The organism is Streptococcus wuxiensis (genome assembly GCF_040888245.1).
Taxonomy (GTDB): Bacteria; Bacillota; Bacilli; order Lactobacillales; family Streptococcaceae; genus Streptococcus; species Streptococcus wuxiensis.
In genome coordinates, this window is record NZ_JBFNFE010000003.1 from 96,783 (window position 1) to 115,415 (window position 18,633).

The window sequence follows — 18,633 nt, forward strand, 5'->3', positions numbered from 1 at the left end:
TATTGCCTGATAGGCTAGATTAACAAATTTAAGTTATTTTTTACTCAATGAAAATCAAAGAGTAAATTAGGAAGCTAGGCGCAGGCTGTACTTGAGTACGGCAAGGCAAAGCTGACGTGATTTGAAGAGATTTTCGAAGAGTATTAATCGCGGGTAAATCCAGTTGCACCCGTACGAGCGATATTCTTGATACCGTATGGTCGAATAACCCGAATCAAAGCTTCACTCTTTTCAGCATTCCCAGTCATCTGAACAGTAATGGAGCTCGGAGCCACATCAACAACAGTTGCACGGAAAGGCTGGATAATAGCTAAAATTTCTGCTCGCTTCTCAGCTGGTGCTGAGACCTTGATCAGAATCACTTCACGCTCGAGGTGTGGTTTATCTGTGATATCACGGACACGAATAACGTCGACCTGACGGTTGAGTTGTTTGATGATTTGCTCTACTTCATCGTGAGATGCAACATCAATGATAATGGTAATCCTTGACACATTAGGATTTTCTGTCGCCCCTACCGAGATACTCTCAATATTAACTTGGCGTCTAGACAAGACACCGGTAAAACGATTGAGAACTCCTGACCGGTTTTGAAGTTTGGCTGTTAACATTCTACGCATTAAACTTCACCCCCAACATCTCATGATTACTCTTACCAGCTGGTACCATTGGTAAAACATGCTCTTTACGAGAAATATCTACCTCGATAAACATTGGTACATCTTCCAAAATGACTTCCAAATCCTTTTCTAAGGTTTCAGGATTATCAAATTTATAATTCTTAATTCCATAGGCTTGAGCCATCAATTGGAAATCTGGGAGGCTGTCAAAGACTGACTCTGATGTTCGACCATCGTAGAAGGCTTCTTGCCATTGACGAACCATCCCAAGTGAATGGTTATTAAGCATGATGACCTTGATTGGAATCTTGTAGATGTTCAAGATTGCCAATTCCTGATTGGTCATTTGGAAACCACCATCACCGACAAAGAGCACGACCTCCTTATCTGGATTGGCAATTTTTGCTCCAATGGCTGCAGGAACTCCAAATCCCATGGTTCCTAGTCCACCTGAAGTTACGAGTTGACGCTCGTTTTGGTATGGATAGTATTGAGCTGTCCACATTTGGTGTTGTCCGACGTCAGTTACGACAATGGCATCACCCTTAGTCAATTCGCCTATACGTTCAATAACCGCTTGTGGTTGGACGACACGTTCCTTCTTATCATAAGAACGAACACGATTCTTATCTTTGGTAACTTTTTCAATCCATTTTTCAGTATTGTTACGAACGATTGGCTCCGCTAGTAACTGCTGTAAGGCCTTTTTAGCATCTCCGACAACTGGGATATCAACAGCGATAATCTTACCAATCTCTGCTGGATCGATATCAATATGCGCTACTTTGGCATTCTTCGCAAATGTCTTAGGATTACCAGTCAAACGGTCGTCAAAGCGACACCCAATCGAAATCATAAAATCAGCTTCTGTCATCGCAATATTAGCCGCAAAGGAACCATGCATTCCACCCATTCCCAAAAATAGTGGATGACTAGTTGCAATTGTTCCCTGTCCCAAAAGACTGGTAACAACAGGAATTTGATAACGTTCTGCAAATTCATTTAACTCCGCAGCAGCCTCTGCATAGCTAATACCACCACCAGCTAACAAAACTGGCTTCTTAGCCTTAGAGAGTTGCTTCAAGATCTTCTTGATTTGCATCTCATTAGGCTCTAGAGTTGGTTGATAACTTGGTAAATCTATCTCTGATGAATAGACAAAGTCCGTTTCAAGAGCAGAAACATCTTTTGGCAAGTCAATAACAACTGGTCCTGGACGACCGGTAGTCGCAATGTGCACAGCCTCTGTAATCACACGTGGAATATCCGCCGTCTCACGAACCTGATAGTTGTACTTGGTAATTGGCATGGTAATTCCGACAATATCTGCTTCTTGGAAAGCATCCTTACCGATTCCCGCTCTTGCTACCTGACCAGTGAAGACCAAAAGGGGAACACTGTCACTCATAGCATCTGCAATACCAGTAATAGCATTGGTAGCTCCTGGTCCACTTGTGACGACTGCGACACCAAGTTTCCCTGTTGATTTAGCATAACCTTCTGCTTCATGAAGACAACCTTGTTCATGGCGACCTAGAATATGGCGGATGCCTTTAAAATTATAAATAGCATCATATAAAGGCAATACAGCCCCGCCTGGATAACCAAAAATCGTATCGATTCCTAGGTCACGGAGCGTTTCCAAAACGAGTTCTGAACCTGACTTTGGTGAGTCTAAAATGATTTTCTCCATCGTTCCCCTTTCTCTTCTCTTAAAATGACTTGTTTCTATAATACCATTTTTTCAAAAATTTTCAAGACAAAAGAAACAATTTTCTGAATTTTCTATCTAGATACTTTACAATATCAAATAGATTAGAAAGTTTATACGTATTTTTACCTTTTAATAGAAAAAAGGTTGAGACAAAATGTCCCAACCTTTTGATTATTTACTAATTAAAGTGAGTTAACGTCAACCTTGATACCAACACCTTGAGTAGTTGTGATTGTCAAGCTTGTTACGTAAGTTCCTTTAGCAGTAGCTGGTTTAGCTTTTTGGATTGTTTCGTTGAATGCTTTGAAGTTTTCAACTAACTTGTCAGCTTCAAATGAAACTTTACCGATGATAGCTTGTACGATACCTGCACGGTCAGCACGGTAAGTGATTTTACCACCTTTAGACTCTTCAACAGCTTTAGCAACATCCATTGTTACAGTACCAGTTTTAGGGTTTGGCATCAAGTTACGTGGTCCAAGGACACGTCCAAGACGTCCAACAAGAGCCATCATGTCAGGTGTAGCGATAACTACGTCGAAGTCCAACCAACCGTCGTTGATTTTAGCAACAAGGTCGTCTTCACCAACGAAGTCTGCACCAGCAGCTTTAGCTTCTTCAGCTTTTGCACCACGTGCAAATACAAGAACGCGAGCTGTTTTACCAGTACCGTTTGGCAATACCATTGCTCCACGGATTTGTTGGTCAGCTTTTTTCACGTCAATGTTCAAGTTGTATGCAACTTCTACAGTTGCGTCAAATTTTGCAAAGTTAGTTTCTTTTGCAAGAGCTACAGCTTCTTCTACGCTGTATGCTTTTGTGCTGTCGATTTTCTCAAGAGCAGCACGAAGTTGTTTGCTTTTTTTAGCCATTTTCTATTCTCCTTGTAAGTGGTTCAATCGATTTTCATCTCCCACGTCACTTCTCGAAATGATGAAGTCTTGCGGGTTATATAGGGAAGTTATTGATTAGTCAACAACAGTGAATCCCATAGAACGAGCAGTACCTTCGATCATACGCATTGCAGACTCAATGTTTGCAGCGTTCAAATCTGGCATCTTAGTTTCTGCAATTTCTTGTACTTGTGCACGAGTAACTGTAGCAACTTTAGTTTTGTTAGGTGTACCTGATCCTTTTTCAACACCTGCAGCTTTTTTCAAAAGAACAGCAGCTGGTGGTGTTTTAGTAACGAAAGTAAATGATTTATCTTCGTATACTGAGATAACAACTGGAATGATCATACCAGCTTGATCAGCTGTACGAGCGTTGAACTCTTTTGTGAATCCCATGATGTTGATACCAGCTTGACCAAGAGCAGGTCCAACCGGTGGAGCTGGTGTAGCTTTACCAGCAGGGATTTGCAATTTTACAAGTTTTTCGACTTTTTTAGCCATTTTTAAATCCTCCTTTGTGGTTTTGGCGGTAATTTAAGATTTTTACCTCCCACAAGTATGTTTTACACATACCCTACTATTATACACTAATCTATCTCAAATGCAAGAGAAAAATTCTATTTTTAGAGAAATTTTATTACTGAATTTGGCTATTATTTCTTTCGTGAAAGAGTTCTGAACTACAAACAAAAAACCGCTCTGTTTTGAGCGATTATAAGAAATAATAAAGTTTAGTAGGAGTCCAGTTTTAAGAGCAGGCTTATCCCTTTTTCAGCACTTCCACTTTCTACAAATCCAAGGGACTCAAAACATCTTCTAGAAATCCGATTAAAAGTGTAGATTTCCTGAACTTTCAACTGTTTCCACCCCTTTTGCTGGGCTAGATCAATTAAAGCCCTTAAAACCTTGCGTCCAATACCTTGATGCTGATAAGCTGGATTGCCAATCACAATAGGAAGATTCTCCTGAGATAAGGCTACATCACCAATTGGAAGCCACTCTCCCTTTTCTCGAAATTCAATCCAGAACAAATCCCCGTGTTCCTCTAAATAGGAATACATGGCATTTAATTTTTCCAAACTATAGGGAATTCTAATGCCATCTACCAGTTCCACCAAATCCACATCTTGATACCAGGATAAAGCTGCATCACGATGATCTGCTAAAAAATAGGGAACTAGACGTAGGGAATCATCTATCTGAATAATCTTTGGCATCTTTTTTTACTCCTAACAACTGCTTCGCTGCTTGATTAAAACCATCACACCAGTTATACCATTTTGCTTCATACTCATCTTGGGCTAAGATATGATTTTTTAAATCCAGAACAGAGTATATCTTTCTTTCCTCGCAAACTTGCGCATAAAGATGATATAGTTCATCACCACCGTCTTTATCCCACTCAGCAGAAATCGTAGTTCGACCTGCTAACAAAGCTTGGTATGCTCTGTGTTGCCCATCTGTAATCAGCAAGCGATCTCCAATCGCAAGAACACTGATTGGATTTATATTTGGATTCTCTACCGACTGATAAAGCATCTGAATATCTTGCAACTTCTTTTCTGATAAGTATAGTTGAGTCGGATGAAGATCTTTTATCTTGACTTCCATTTTTATCTCCTCAAGAAGGGCTAAACCCTACTTTTGCTTGCCTGTAAAGCGCCATTGAAAGCGAAGTTTGTCATAAAATGGAAATTCAATGAATAGAATTCCAAGACCCAGACAGAGACTGGCAAGAACATCTGATGGGTAATGAACTCCCAGATAGACTCTGGAAATGATTACACTTACTAGATAGATTCCCAGTAAAATCTGGAGAATGAGCTTTACTGTCCTATATTTCACTCTCTGTCCCACAATGATAATTAGAGAACCGATTAAGAGGGTTACTGCTAGCGAGTGACCACTAGGGAAAGAAAATCCTTTTTCTTCAACCAAGTGTAAAATTTCAGGTCGCGGACGTTGATAGAGGTGTTTTAAGGACACAATTAAAATTCCAGCCAAACTAAGATTGCCAGCTACTAAAAGGCTTTCTGACTTCCACTTTTTCAGATAAAAAATAACAGTCAATAGAATTGCCCAAGAAATAACGATTGGTAAGTCAATCAGACGAGTAATCCCACGAAATATAGTTGTCAATATAGCTGGTAAATCTCCACGAATTGCTGTCTGGATAGACGAATCAAATGGTATCAATTGTTCTGGATAAAACTTAACGACATAACCCAGAATTACAAATAGTAAAAGGGCAAAAGAGCCCTTTGTTAAATATGTTTGTTTATCTTTCATAGTATTTCAAAGTTGGTTTCAAGAGGACAATTAATAACCAGAATGAGATGGCAAAGATGACTCCTTCAATCAAATTAAATGGTAAGACCATTGCCAACAAGTAATTACTAAGTCCTAGGATATTCTCTATATCAAAGTTAGCAAATTTTGCGTACAAAGGTACAGCATAAACGTAGTTTAGAACTAACATGACTAAAGTAAGACCAATTGTCCCTGCTAGTGAAGCCAGGACAAAACGCATGGTTGTACGCTCTTTTTTCCAAATCAGACCAAAAGCAAGAACAAAGACTCCTAAGGCTACGATATTCATCGGCAAACCAATGTAAGTACTAACTCCTTGATTGTTCAGAAGGATTTTCAGCAAGGACCGAAGGAATAGTACTCCTAAAGCCGCTGGTAAATCCAAGACTACCAAACCTACAAGAACTGGTAAGATACTGAACTCAATCCTTAAAAAAGGTGCTGCCGGTAGAAGCGGAAAGTCAAAGTACATCAACACAAATGAAAGTGCTGATAAAATTGCAATGGTCGAAAGTCGACGTGTGTTTGTCATAACAGGTTCCTCCAATTTTCTATAAAATCAGAAGAAGTTGGAAAGTTTCTCTCTATCTACTCTCTTAACTATCTCAAAAAATAACCTAAGCTAACAAAGAAACTGGTTTTATTTCTATTATAATGAAGCAGAATAGACAAAGCCATCCTTTCGTCTTCTCCCATCCAGACTATACTGTCGGTTGTGGAATCTCACCACATCAGCTTGCGCTCGCGGACTTATTTGGCTAAGATATTTTAGATTTATCTAGACGTCGCAGTCGAAGATAATACTTAAAGTATATCGAGACAAGACAACGAAGAGAAAGCTAAAATAGCTAGTCAAATTTACCGCCGGTCGGGAATCACACCCTGCCCTGAAGACCCTTTTATGATAACAAAAAAAGCTTGCAAGCGCAAGCATTTTATCTCTTCTCAGTATCTATTTCAACTTATCCGTTTCGTAAGTATGAACCAGTTCGAGACCCGCAAAATTTTGTTGACGAAGGGCCTCATAGACAATCATACATACTGTATTGGATACATTGAGACTACGGACATGTTTATCATTCATAGGAATTCTGAGAGCTTTTTCAGGATGTTCCCGCATAAATTCCTCAGGCAAACCTTTATCTTCACGTCCAAAAAGGAAATAATGATTTCCTTCTATCGTGAAGTCAGCATCTGAATAGACCTTTTCTGCAAACTTGGAAATCAAATAGACTTGACCATCCATTTTTTTCATAAATTCATCTAAACTATCATAAAAATAGATTTCAAGTTTGTCCCAATAGTCTAGCCCGGCTCGCTTCATTTTACGATCATCAATCGGAAAGCCCATCGGTTTGATAATATGAAGGGGCGCATTCGTCGCTGCACAGGTACGTGCAATATTTCCCGTATTTTGTGGAATTTGTGGTTCAAACAATACAATATGATTAGCCATGCCTTGCTTCCTCTCACTAGTGCAAAAAAATAGCCACACTGCCCGGAGTCAAGCTCAGCAAACAGCGTGGTTAAGGCATCGTTAACTTACCTCACAACAGGTTTGAAGTAAATCAGCGAAACTACTTTTTTAGTATAACACTTTCAGCTTGATTGTCAATAGAAATGACTTGATTTTTTCATTTTTTTTACAAGCATATTTACAAAAGTTAAAATTTCAACTTTCAGCAAGCAATATCATAGAATTTACATAGATTAAGAATTTTCGGAACAAGTTTTTTCATAAACATATGATGTTTAAATCAAAATATTTATTCGAATTCCCCTAATCCCTTTATTAAAGAAGGAAACAGTCGGTTGTTGAGTGCATTTTTTTCTAAAAAAAGGTATGATAGAGACATATTGAAAAAGTAGGTTAACTAACTATGAAGATTATTCTTGTCGGAGGGGGAAAAGTAGGTTCTGCCCTCTGTCGTTCACTGGTTGCTGACAACCATGATGTTGTCTTAATTGAACAGAACGAAACTGTTCTAAAATACTTGACCAGCCGTTTTGATATTATGGGAATCGCAGGTAACGGAGCTGACTTTGCTATGTTAGAAGCAGCCAATGTTCAAGATTGTGATATTTTCATTGCCATGACTCAATACGACGAGGTCAATATGGTTTCGGCTGTTTTAGCCAAAAAAATGGGAGCAAAGGAAACCATTGTTCGTGTACGAAATCCTGAATATTCCAACCCTTACTTTAAAGAAAAAAATATTCTTGGATTTTCACTCATTGTAAACCCTGAACTCCTAGCAGCTCGTGCTATCGCTAATATTATAGACTTCCCCAATGCTCTTTCTGTTGAGCGTTTTGCAGGTGGATTAGTCAGCTTAATGGAATTCAAGGTACGAAATTTCAGTAATATTTGTCAGATGTCTATTGCTGATTTCCGTAAAAAGTTTGGTAATGTTATTGTCTGTGCTATCGAACGCGACCACAAACTCATGATTCCTAGTGGAGATATGATTTTAGAAGATAAAGACCGTATCTTTGTGACAGGACATCGTGTCGATATGATGCTCTTCCACAACTATATCAAATCTCGAGTCGTTAAGAGTTTACTCATCATAGGAGCTGGGAAAATTGCTTACTATCTCTTAGGTATGTTAAAAGACAGTCGTATCGATACCAAGGTTATTGAGGTCAATCCTGAAAGAGCTGCCTTTTTCAGCGAAAAATTCCCTAAACTCTATATAGTCCAAGGTGATGGAACAACTAAGGACACCCTCTTAGAAGAAAGTGCCCAAAACTACGATGCTGTTGCCACTTTGACAGGAGTCGACGAGGAAAATATCATTACCTCTATGTTCTTGGATAATGTAGGCGTTCAAAAGAATATTACTAAGGTAAACCGAACAAGCCTATTGGAAATCATTCATGCGACAGATTTTTCAAGTATTATCACGCCTAAGACAATCGCTGTTGATACCATCATGCACTTTATCCATGGTCGTGTAAATGCCCAATATTCCGACCTTCAAGCCATGCACCACCTTGCAAACGGACAGGTAGAAACCCTTCAGTTCTTGATTAAGGAAGCCAATAAAATGACTGGCAAACCTTTGTCTCAACTGAAGCTCAAAAAGGATGTCTTGATCGCTGCTATTATCCGCAATGGAAAAACAATCTTCCCAACTGGAGAAGACACACTCCAAGTCGGTGATAAGCTTGTGGTTATCACTTTGCTATCAAACATCACCAAGATTTATGATTTGTTAGAGAGGTAAGCTATGAATAGAAGTATGGTACGCTTTCTTCTTGCAAAGCTACTCTTAATCGAGGCTGCCCTTCTCTTGGTACCAGTCAGTATCGCTCTTTACTATCGAGAATCTAGTCAAGTGTTTACAGCTCTTTTCTCTACTATCGGGATTCTTGTCGTCCTAGGTCTTCTTGGTATCATCAGCAAGCCAAAAAAACAAAGAATCTATGCAAAAGAAGGGGTCTTGATCGTTGCTCTTTGTTGGATCCTCTGGTCTTTCTTTGGCTCCCTTCCCTTTGTCTTTTCAGGTCAAATCCCCAATTTTATCGATGCCTTCTTCGAAACTAGTTCCGGCTTCACTACTACGGGAGCAACTATCTTAAATGACGTTTCTGTATTAAGCCGTTCGCTTCTGTTTTGGAGAAGTTTCACCCACCTCATCGGAGGTATGGGGGTGCTAGTTTTTGCCCTAGCTATTATGGACAATGCAAAAAATAGTCACCTTGAGGTTATGAAGGCTGAGGTTCCTGGACCAGTATTTGGTAAGGTGGTATCTAAGCTAAAAAATACAGCACAAATCCTCTACATCCTGTATCTGGCAATGTTCGCCCTCTTTGTAGTGATTTATTATCTTGCCGGTATGCCACTCTACGATAGTTTTGTCATCGCTATGGGAACTGCTGGGACTGGTGGTTTCACTGTTTACAATGATGGAATCGCCCACTATAATAGTTCTCTCATTACCTATCTGACGAGTGTTGGGGTCTTGATGTTTGGTGTCAATTTCAACCTCTACTACTATCTCATGCTTCGTCGAGTCAAGGAATTCTTTTTCGATGAGGAGCTTCGTGCTTATCTCTTGATTGTCGTCGTTTCTACCGGCTTAATTACTCTCAATACACTCCACCTTTATAGTGGCATTTCACAAAGTTTTGAGATGGCCTTCTTCCAAGTTTCTAATATCATCACTACAACTGGTTTCGGTTACGGAAACATAACCAATTGGCCTTTGTTTTCACAATATATTTTACTGATGCTGATGGCGATTGGTGGTTCTGCTGGATCTACTGCTGGTGGTCTCAAAGTAATGCGTGGAGTTATTCTAGCTAAAATTGCTAAAAATCAATTTTTGTCTACCATATCCCCTCACCGTGTTTTAACTCTCCATGTTAATCAAACGGTAGTCGACAAGGACACCCAACACAAGATTCTCAAGTACTTTGTAGTTTACGTCATGATTCTACTCAGCTTAATGTTCATTATCAGTTTAGATGCTGACAATTTAATGATTGTTACGAGTGCCGTTTTCAGTTGCTTTAACAATATCGGCCCAATTCTCGGAACAACTGCAAGTTTCTCAATTTTTAGTCCATTTTCAAAACTCCTCCTATCCTTTGCAATGATTGCAGGACGTCTTGAAATTTATCCAATCATATTACTCTTTATGAAGCGAACCTGGTCTAAGCGTTAGCAATGTTATTATCAAAAACCACATCCCTCATTTTTGAGGGATGTTTTTTTCTGTTGATAAGATTTTAAAAGACAGTTGAGAGTCAAAAAATAACACTTGGGAAAAAGATGATTTTTCATGAATCATTTTAGTTATAATTTTTAAAAAAACGTAGGGGTTTTATATGGAAAAAATGAACAAATCAATCCAACTTCTTTTATTGATTTCCTTGGTATATTTAGGTTGCTGTAGTTGCTTAGTTTGGCCTGGTATTGCTTTAACACTCAAACAATCCTGCTTTTACTTTTTACTTCTCTTAATGTTATTAGCAAGTATCTGTACATTTATCCACTATCTTTCAGGACATGATCATGTGAATAGTCAGCTACACAATCGTAGTCGATCCTTCTTTTTATTGTATAGCAGCATGGTTATCATTAACGTTGCTGGAGTCTGTTTTATTTTATTTGAAAGCATAAGCACTGACACTCTACTACAAAAAGAAATCGTTGACTTGTTACTCATCTCTTTCTTTTTCCTTTTCGGACTTGATATTGCTACCTTTCTGCCGTTAAACAAATGGAGAAAATTACCAACTCATAAAAAGACAGGCAGGCTAACAACCCTTATCTTTCTTAGTTTATTTTTTCTGCACAATCCTTTAACCATACTTTCTGTCAGTTTTTATATCCTTTTGGGAGTCAGCTTTCTAAACTTTTTATTTCCTAAAACATTAAGACAAGATTTATCATTTTATAGTCATTTAATTCGAAACATCTTACTTGTATTATCGACACTTATGTTCTGGTAGTTAATAGAATTCCTATCCAAAGTATGCTATAATGAAATAAATTTTTTAGGAGATATATGAATGAATTTTTTTAAAGATTATCGTAAACGATTGATTTGGCTAGGAATCTTTATTGTGGCAATGGCCCTATCGCAAGTTCCTATCGTGACTTTAATGTTACTTCAAAAAACGCAACTTGGATCTATCTGGTCATCTCTAATAGTGGGGCTTGTCTCTACCGCTATTGTTACACTCTTTTTATATGGTGCTCACAAAAGTAAGTTATTAAATCTAAAATCGAAACTCTTTACTATTAATGACGCCCCTCGAATTGCTCTTAGTTATGTAGCCATTGTCACAGGAAATCTGATTGGTGCGATTTGGTTACAACTTCTGAAGCAAACAACTACTTCGAATCAAGAGGCTATCAATAGCATCATGTCAGAAAGCTCTCTAATTTCCAGCATTTTCGTGGTTGCAATAGTGGCACCTATTTGTGAGGAAGTTATCTGTCGAGGTATCATCCCTACTAAACTCTTCGAAGGATACGAGAAAATTGGATATATTTTCGGTTGGTTTCTCTTCACTATAGCCCATATACCAAATAATCTTCCTTCTTTCTTGATCTATGGCTGGATGTCTGCAGTCCTAACTTGGACTGCCTATCGCACCAAACGACTAGAGATGTCTATCTTACTGCACCTAGTGAATAATGGAGTCAGCATTCTATTGCTTATCCTCCTTACATTCCTTATCAAGGTTGTTGGTATAGATGCCATTCAATAAATGAAGGTTCCACTACTAAAAAAAGACTAGGAATTCAATAGTTTCCTAGTCTTTTTGTTTATTCTTTGAGTGATTCCAAACTAAGTTAATGAGGCAGGTAGCTAGACTACTTTCTAACTATTACGACACGAAGAGGCGAAAACGATTATTTTTCGCCGATGAGTTAGTGAGGCAGTTAGGCAAGTCTTATAGGACTTGCCGTAGTCTACTTAGATTGCTTTGCAATCAAGTAGACTTACTGAATCACATCTTCTCTTCCAACTCCACATCTGGATACTTGTCCGCAAACCAGCGGAGGGCAAAGTCATTTTCGAAAAGGAAGACAGGTTGGTCAAAGCGGTCCTTGGCCAAGATGTTTCGACTTGAAGACATGCGTTCATCTAAATCTTCTGGTTTAATCCAACGCACTGTCTTTTTACCCATTGGAGTCATGACAACTTCAGCGTTATACTCGCCTTCCATACGGTGTTTAAAGACTTCGAACTGGAGTTGTCCAACAGCACCTAGCATGTACTCGCCTGTTTGGTAATTCTTATAAAGCTGGATGGCTCCTTCTTGCACCAACTGTTCCATTCCCTTGTGGAAGGATTTTTGTTTCATAACGTTCTTAGGCGAAACTTTCATGAAAATCTCTGGAGTAAAGGTTGGCAGTGGTTCAAACTCAAACTTATTTTTCCCAACAGTAAGCGTATCTCCAACCTGGTAGGTACCTGTATCATAAACTCCGATGATATCTCCTGCTACGGCATTGGTCACATTTTCACGACTTTCCGCCATAAATTGGGTGACATTAGAAAGTTTAGCTCCCTTACCAGTACGAGGGAGATTGACACTCATACCACGCTCAAATTCGCCCGATACAATACGAACAAATGCGATGCGGTCACGGTGTCGAGGGTCCATGTTGGCTTGGATTTTAAAGACAAATCCCGAGAAGTCCTTGTCATAAGGATCAACAATTTCTCCGTCTGTTTTCTTGTGTCCATGAGGTTCTGGAGCAAACTTGAGGAAGGTTTCAAGGAAGGTCTGCACCCCAAAATTAGTCAAGGCTGAGCCAAAGAAGACTGGTGTCAAATCACCTGCAAGAATGGCTTCCTCTGAGAATTCATTTCCTGCTTCATTCAAGAGTTCGATATCCTCTTTCACTTGTTCGTAGAATGGGTTGCTGGCAAAGAGTTTATCGCCATCTTCTAGGCTGGCAAAACGTTCATCACCTTTATAGAGTTCCAAGCGTTGGTTATAGAGGTCATAGAGCCCCTCAAAGGCTTTCCCCATACCGATTGGCCAGTTCATTGGATAACTTGCAATACCCAAGACTTCTTCCAATTCTTGCAAGAGGTCTAGTGGTTCACGACCATCACGGTCCAGCTTGTTCATAAAGGTAAAGACTGGAATCCCTCGGTGTTTGACAACCTCAAACAATTTCTTGGTTTGGGCCTCGATACCCTTGGCAGAGTCCACTACCATGACCGCAGCATCCACCGCCATCAAGGTCCGATAGGTATCTTCTGAAAAGTCCTCGTGCCCTGGAGTGTCTAGGATGTTTACCCGTTTTCCATCATAGTCAAACTGCATGACAGATGAGGTTACCGAAATCCCACGTTGTTTCTCGATATCCATCCAGTCAGATTTTGCAAAGTTTCCTGTTTTCTTCCCTTTTACAGTACCTACCTCACGAATCTCTCCTCCAAAATAGAGCAATTGCTCAGTGATGGTTGTTTTCCCCGCGTCCGGGTGAGAGATGATGGCAAAGGTACGGCGTTTCTTAATTTCTTCTTGAATACTCATAAGTTCTCTTTCTTTCTACTTTTTTAATTATTTCAATTTATAATCACTCTTTATTACATCGGACCCTAACATTCCTTTCAACACTCCATTATATCGGATTTTAGAGAGTTTTTCAATTGCTTACACAAGAAAAAGCAGGTCAAGATACTAGACCTGCTCATAAGATTCTTTTATTCATTATTTATTTTGTATCGCTAGTTACAATCTCTTCAAAATTTAATTTTTTCTAGAGCAATTTTCTTTTGCCAACGTTTCTTAAACAAGATATCAAAGAGCACTAGGGCTGCAGATAGAATGATTGAAACCAGAAGATACTTTATCCATATAGGGGCATTTGGAATAAACGGCGTCGTATTCAAGAGTCCGTAATTCCCACCTGTTACTTGATTGACCCCAACTAGGAAAAGGTTGAGAATAAAAGTGTAGGCGATAATTCGATACTTTTTCAGCAAGGTCTTATCATAGTGATTCATGAGATAAACCAGGGAATTTACCAGGAGAGCATAATGTCCAATCAGGAATGAAAAACTAGTAATATGCGAAAAGTCATATGGATCAAAAACCGGATAACCCAAGGCAAATACTGCTCCACTAGCTCCCATAAGGGCAAAATACTGTTTGGTTTCCCATTTATCTGGCAAGAAAACTACTGCAAACATGGCCAAGCGGCAATGGTAAAGAGGCAGGCTGTTCGAAAATGGAATGCTAAAACCTATATACCAAGTATAAAGAGCTAGCAATTGCGCTATTTGAATCCACTTAAACAATCGAACAAATTTGGGGTTTTTGTAGTAAGTAAGAGAAGCATAAATAGACAAGGCAAGAAGGCCTATCATGACACCGTACCAAAAAATCGGAATAGGCGGTGGCGTCGTTTGGGTTCTTGTAATAAAATGATGCATAAAGTCTCCTTAAGGTAACGAATTCAGTTGTATATTAACTATTCTTATATTTATATTTAACAAGTTGATTGATAAGGATGAGAATACCTGTCATCAAACTGGTCACTATCAAGTAGTTAAGCAAACTACCATGATCCCCAATCACAGGTGGCTTGCTCATAAAGCCATAATTCCCTCCTGTCAAGAAGTTGGCAAAAAAGATAATGGCATTGACTCCAAAAGTCATCTGGCATATTTTCCAAGTATCCCCTTTTTCAACTTTATAATATCTAACAAGATAAATCAAGCAGTTAGCCAAGAGGGCCCAATGTCCGAAAACATTGTTCACAGACGAAACATGAGGGAAAGGAAAAGGATAAAAGACTGGATAAACCAAGGCCATGATAGAACCAAAAACTCCAACCAGGGCAAAATATTGTTTAAAAAAGGTCTTATTAGGGGCAAAAAGAATTATCCACATAGCCATGCGACTATGGTAAAAAGGGAGAGCCTCAGATAGGGGCAGGCGTGCAGCAATATACCAAGCGTTGATAATGAGCAACTGAATCAATTGTCCCCAATACCAAAAGTTTCTGTAACCTTTAGATGATGCGAAACGAATCGATAAAACAGCTATAATTACCAAAGAAGTAGGTAATAAAAAGTACCAGGCTCCCAAATGGGGAGGAACTGTCTTCTTACTGGTAAAAAGCAACTCCCAAATTGTCATATTTCACCCCTAATGTTTTTTAATTTGATCAATCATCAATCTTATTTGCCAACTAAAAACGACTGTTATTCTTTCTTCTAATTTCAACCATTATATCGAAATAAAAAGTATTTTTCAATTTCTGTTTCTTTTTAGCTTGGCTTGCCTTATTTATAGGAAAATATGGTAAAATAGAACAGATAAAGAATCATCATTTCACGAAAGGATATCCGATGAAAATTACGCAAGAAGAGGTAACTCACGTTGCCAATCTTTCAAAATTAAAATTCTCAGAAGAAGAAACTGCTTCATTTGCGACAACACTCTCAAAAATTGTTGATATGGTCGAATTGCTCAGTGAAGTCGATACAACTGGTATCGCACCTACTACAACTATGGCTGACCGTAAAACTGTTCTCCGACCTGATGTGGCTCAAGAAGGAACAGACCGTGACCGCTTATTTAAAAATGTACCTGAAAAAGATAACTACTATATCAAGGTGCCAGCTATCCTAGATGATGGAGGAGATGCCTAATGACTTTTAATAATAAAACCATTGAAGAGTTGCATAATCTCCTTGTTTCTAAGGAAATTTCAGCAACTGAACTAACTCAAGCAACGCTTGAAGATATCAAATCTCGTGAGGAAGCCCTCAATTCTTTTGTTACAATCGCTGAAGATCAAGCTCTTGCTCAGGCTAAAGCTATTGATGAAGCTGGAATCGATGCTGACAATGTCCTTTCAGGAATTCCGCTCGCAGTTAAGGATAACATTTCTACAGATGGTCTCTTAACAACAGCAGCTTCAAAAATGCTCTATAACTACGAACCTATCTTTGATGCCACAGCTGTTGCGAATGCAAAAGCCAAGGGCATGATCGTTGTTGGGAAAACCAACATGGACGAATTTGCCATGGGTGGATCAGGTGAGACTTCTTACTACGGTGCTACTAAAAATGCTTGGGACCATAGCAAGGTTCCTGGTGGATCATCAAGTGGTTCTGCTGCAGCTGTAGCTTCAGGGCAAGTCCGTTTATCACTTGGTTCTGATACTGGTGGTTCTATCCGCCAACCTGCTGCCTTTAACGGGATTGTTGGTCTCAAACCAACCTACGGAACAGTTTCACGTTTTGGTCTTATTGCCTTTGGTAGCTCATTAGACCAAATCGGACCATTCGCCCCTACGGTTAAAGAAAATGCTCTCTTGCTCAATGCTATTGCCAGCGAAGATGTCAAAGACTCGACTTCTGCTCCTGTCCGCATTGCCGACTTTACTTCAAAAATCGGTCAAGACATCAAGGGCATGAAAATTGCTTTGCCTAAAGAATATCTTGGTGAAGGGATTGACCCAGAGGTTAAGGAAGCCATTCTGAATGCTGCTAAGCACTTTGAAAAACTTGGTGCTATCGTTGAAGAAGTTAGCCTTCCACACTCTAAATACGGTGTTGCAGTTTACTACATCATTGCTTCATCTGAAGCTTCATCAAACTTGCAACGTTTTGATGGTATTCGTTACGGCTACCGTGCAGAAGATGCAACTAATCTTGATGAAATCTATGTAAACAGCCGCAGCCAAGGTTTCGGTGAAGAAGTTAAACGTCGTATCATGCTAGGTACTTTCAGCCTTTCATCAGGTTACTATGATGCCTACTACAAGAAGGCTGGACAAGTTCGCACCCTTATCATCCAAGATTTCGAAAAAGTCTTTGCGGATTACGACTTGATTTTGGGACCAACTGCTCCTAGTGTTGCTTATGACTTGGATTCACTCAACCACGATCCAGTTGCTATGTACTTGGCTGACCTCTTGACAATTCCTGTCAATTTGGCTGGTCTACCGGGGATTTCGCTTCCTGCTGGATTTGTTCAAGGTCTACCAGTAGGACTCCAATTGATTGGTCCTAAATACTCAGAAGAGACTATTTATCAAGCTGCTGCTGCGTTTGAAGCAACAACAGACTACCACAAACAACAACCCGTGATTTTTGGAGGTGATAACTAATGAACTTTGAAACAGTCATTGGACTTGAAGTCCACGTAGAGCTCAACACCAATTCAAAAATCTTCTCACCTACTTCTGCCCACTTTGGAAATGACCAAAATGCCAATACAAACGTGATTGACTGGTCTTTCCCTGGAGTACTACCAGTTCTCAATAAAGGCGTTGTCGATGCTGGTATCAAGGCTGCACTCGCTCTTAACATGGACATCCATAAGAAGATGCACTTTGACCGTAAGAACTACTTCTATCCAGATAATCCTAAAGCCTACCAAATTTCTCAGTTTGATGAGCCAATCGGTTACAACGGCTGGATTGAAGTGGAGCTAGAAGACGGTACAACTAAGAAAATTGGGATTGAACGCGCCCACCTAGAAGAAGACGCTGGTAAAAACACGCATGGTACAGATGGTTACTCTTATGTTGACCTCAACCGTCAAGGGGTGCCTTTGATTGAAATCGTATCTGAAGCAGACATGCGTTCACCAGAAGAAGCCTACGCTTATCTAACAGCCCTCAAGGAAGTTATCCAATACGCTGGTATTTCTGACGTTAAGATGGAAGAAGGTTCTATGCGTGTGGATGCCAACATCTCCCTTCGCCCTTATGGTCAAGAGGAATTCGGTACTAAGACTGAGTTAAAAAACCTTAACTCCTTCTCAAATGTTCGTAAGGGGCTTGAATACGAAGTTCTACGTCAAGCTGAAATCCTTCGTTCAGGTGGTCAAATCCGCCAAGAAACTCGCCGTTATGACGAAGCTAATAAAGCTACTATCCTCATGCGTGTTAAGGAAGGAGCTGCAGACTACCGCTACTTCCCAGAGCCAGACCTACCACTCTTTGAAATCTCTGATGAATGGATCGAAGAAATGCGTACGGAATTACCAGAGTTTCCAAAAGAGCGCCGTGCACGCTATGTCTCTCAACTCGGATTATCAGACTACGATGCTAGCCAGTTGACTGCCAATAAAGTCACTTCTGACTTCTTTGAGAAAGCTGTTGCCCTAGGTGGTGATGCTAAACAAGTCTCTAACTGGCTCCAAGGTGAAGTCGCCCAGTTCTTGAATGCTGAAGGTAAGACGCTTGAACAAATCAAATTGACTCCAGAAAACTTGGTTGAAATGATTGCTATCATCGAAGATGGAACGATCTCATCTAAGATTGCTAAGAAAGTCTTTGTCCACCTAGCTAAAAATGGTGGAGGTGCTCGTGAATACGTTGAAAAAGCTGGTTTAGTTCAAATTTCAGATCCTGATGTTTTGATTCCAATCATCCATCAAGTTTTTGCGGATAATGAAGCTGCTGTTGCCGACTTCAAGTCAGGAAAACGAAACGCTGACAAGGCCTTCACCGGCTTCCTCATGAAGGCAACCAAAGGCCAAGCCAACCCACAAGTAGCCCTCAAACTGCTTGCCCAAGAATTGGCTAAGTTGAAAGATAGTGAGTGAAATATACTTTCGTTAATAACCCTTTCTACTAAAAAATAGAATA

General features: G+C 39.6%; 18 protein-coding genes and 1 riboswitch. Of the genes, 6 read left to right on the forward strand and 12 right to left on the reverse strand.

All coding sequences use genetic code 11. The features are described from left to right. Positions 1-143: 143 nt before the first annotated feature. From ilvN to AB2B47_RS04945, 9 genes are all read right to left on the reverse strand, one after another. Positions 144-620, reverse strand: a complete 477-nt coding sequence (ilvN, locus tag AB2B47_RS04905; RefSeq protein ID WP_004251957.1) for an acetolactate synthase small subunit — start codon at positions 618-620, stop codon at positions 144-146. After that, positions 613-2,313 carry an acetolactate synthase large subunit gene (locus tag AB2B47_RS04910; protein WP_006152123.1) on the reverse strand — a complete coding sequence of 567 codons (1,701 nt, stop codon included), beginning with the start codon at positions 2,311-2,313 and terminating at the stop codon, positions 613-615. Before AB2B47_RS04910 ends, ilvN begins: the two co-directional genes overlap by 8 nt. A 203-nt stretch (positions 2,314-2,516) precedes the next feature. Then, a complete protein-coding gene (gene rplA, locus AB2B47_RS04915; protein WP_001085672.1) occupies positions 2,517-3,206 on the reverse strand; it encodes a 50S ribosomal protein L1 in 690 nt (229 codons plus the stop codon). 96 nt (positions 3,207-3,302) lie between these two features. Further along, entirely contained in the window at positions 3,303-3,728 is a 426-nt protein-coding gene (rplK, locus tag AB2B47_RS04920; RefSeq protein WP_001085808.1) for a 50S ribosomal protein L11, read from the reverse strand. A 230-nt stretch (positions 3,729-3,958) separates the two neighbouring features. After that, on the reverse strand, positions 3,959-4,444 hold the full coding sequence (locus AB2B47_RS04925) for a GNAT family N-acetyltransferase (protein ID WP_320693756.1): 486 nt from the start codon (positions 4,442-4,444) through the stop codon (positions 3,959-3,961). Further along, the gene (locus AB2B47_RS04930; protein WP_320693757.1) at positions 4,419-4,838 is read right to left on the reverse strand and encodes a ParB N-terminal domain-containing protein; all 420 of its coding nucleotides are present in this window, start codon (positions 4,836-4,838) and stop codon (positions 4,419-4,421) included. Before AB2B47_RS04930 ends, AB2B47_RS04925 begins: the two co-directional genes overlap by 26 nt. A gap of 27 nt (positions 4,839-4,865) precedes the next feature. Beyond that, the gene (locus tag AB2B47_RS04935) at positions 4,866-5,516 is read right to left on the reverse strand and encodes a phosphatase PAP2 family protein (protein ID WP_320693758.1); all 651 of its coding nucleotides are present in this window, start codon (positions 5,514-5,516) and stop codon (positions 4,866-4,868) included. Next, positions 5,506-6,069 carry an ECF transporter S component gene (locus AB2B47_RS04940; protein ID WP_320693759.1) on the reverse strand — a complete coding sequence of 188 codons (564 nt, stop codon included), beginning with the start codon at positions 6,067-6,069 and terminating at the stop codon, positions 5,506-5,508. Before AB2B47_RS04940 ends, AB2B47_RS04935 begins: the two co-directional genes overlap by 11 nt. A gap of 148 nt (positions 6,070-6,217) precedes the next feature. Then, positions 6,218-6,436: riboswitch (FMN riboswitch) on the reverse strand. Positions 6,437-6,489: 53 nt separating this feature from the next. After that, on the reverse strand, positions 6,490-6,993 hold the full coding sequence (locus AB2B47_RS04945) for a tRNA (cytidine(34)-2'-O)-methyltransferase (protein WP_320693760.1): 504 nt from the start codon (positions 6,991-6,993) through the stop codon (positions 6,490-6,492). Between the two features lie 424 nt (positions 6,994-7,417). Here AB2B47_RS04945 and trkA point away from each other — a divergent pair, with 424 nt between their 5' ends. The 3 genes from trkA to AB2B47_RS04960 all read left to right on the forward strand — a co-directional run bounded on the left by trkA (position 7,418) and on the right by AB2B47_RS04960 (position 11,765). Continuing rightward, positions 7,418-8,767, forward strand: a complete 1,350-nt coding sequence (gene trkA, locus AB2B47_RS04950) for a Trk system potassium transporter TrkA (protein WP_320693761.1) — start codon at positions 7,418-7,420, stop codon at positions 8,765-8,767. 3 nt (positions 8,768-8,770) lie between these two features. Continuing rightward, on the forward strand, positions 8,771-10,210 hold the full coding sequence (locus AB2B47_RS04955) for a TrkH family potassium uptake protein (RefSeq protein ID WP_320693762.1): 1,440 nt from the start codon (positions 8,771-8,773) through the stop codon (positions 10,208-10,210). An 850-nt stretch (positions 10,211-11,060) separates the two neighbouring features. After that, a complete protein-coding gene (locus AB2B47_RS04960; protein ID WP_036756939.1) occupies positions 11,061-11,765 on the forward strand; it encodes a CPBP family intramembrane glutamic endopeptidase in 705 nt (234 codons plus the stop codon). A gap of 243 nt (positions 11,766-12,008) precedes the next feature. Here AB2B47_RS04960 and AB2B47_RS04965 read toward each other — a convergent pair whose 3' ends face one another. From AB2B47_RS04965 to AB2B47_RS04975, 3 genes are all read right to left on the reverse strand, one after another. Further along, positions 12,009-13,553, reverse strand: coding sequence for a peptide chain release factor 3 (locus AB2B47_RS04965; RefSeq protein ID WP_320693763.1), 1,545 nt, complete (start codon positions 13,551-13,553; stop codon positions 12,009-12,011). A gap of 209 nt (positions 13,554-13,762) precedes the next feature. Beyond that, positions 13,763-14,455, reverse strand: coding sequence for a YwaF family protein (locus AB2B47_RS04970; RefSeq protein ID WP_320693764.1), 693 nt, complete (start codon positions 14,453-14,455; stop codon positions 13,763-13,765). A gap of 34 nt (positions 14,456-14,489) precedes the next feature. Then, on the reverse strand, positions 14,490-15,164 hold the full coding sequence (locus AB2B47_RS04975) for a YwaF family protein (protein ID WP_320693765.1): 675 nt from the start codon (positions 15,162-15,164) through the stop codon (positions 14,490-14,492). 212 nt (positions 15,165-15,376) lie between these two features. On the opposite strand from AB2B47_RS04975, the gene gatC reads away from it, so the two are divergent. From gatC to gatB, 3 genes are read left to right on the forward strand one after another with little or no spacing between them, the layout of a single operon-like run. Beyond that, entirely contained in the window at positions 15,377-15,679 is a 303-nt protein-coding gene (gatC, locus tag AB2B47_RS04980) for an Asp-tRNA(Asn)/Glu-tRNA(Gln) amidotransferase subunit GatC (protein WP_320693766.1), read from the forward strand. Then, a complete protein-coding gene (gene gatA / locus AB2B47_RS04985) occupies positions 15,679-17,145 on the forward strand; it encodes an Asp-tRNA(Asn)/Glu-tRNA(Gln) amidotransferase subunit GatA (RefSeq protein ID WP_320693767.1) in 1,467 nt (488 codons plus the stop codon). Before gatC ends, gatA begins: the two co-directional genes overlap by 1 nt. Further along, the gene (gene gatB / locus AB2B47_RS04990) at positions 17,145-18,590 is read left to right on the forward strand and encodes an Asp-tRNA(Asn)/Glu-tRNA(Gln) amidotransferase subunit GatB (protein WP_320693768.1); all 1,446 of its coding nucleotides are present in this window, start codon (positions 17,145-17,147) and stop codon (positions 18,588-18,590) included. The genes gatA and gatB overlap by 1 nt, the downstream gene beginning before the upstream one ends. Positions 18,591-18,633: the final 43 nt, after the last annotated feature.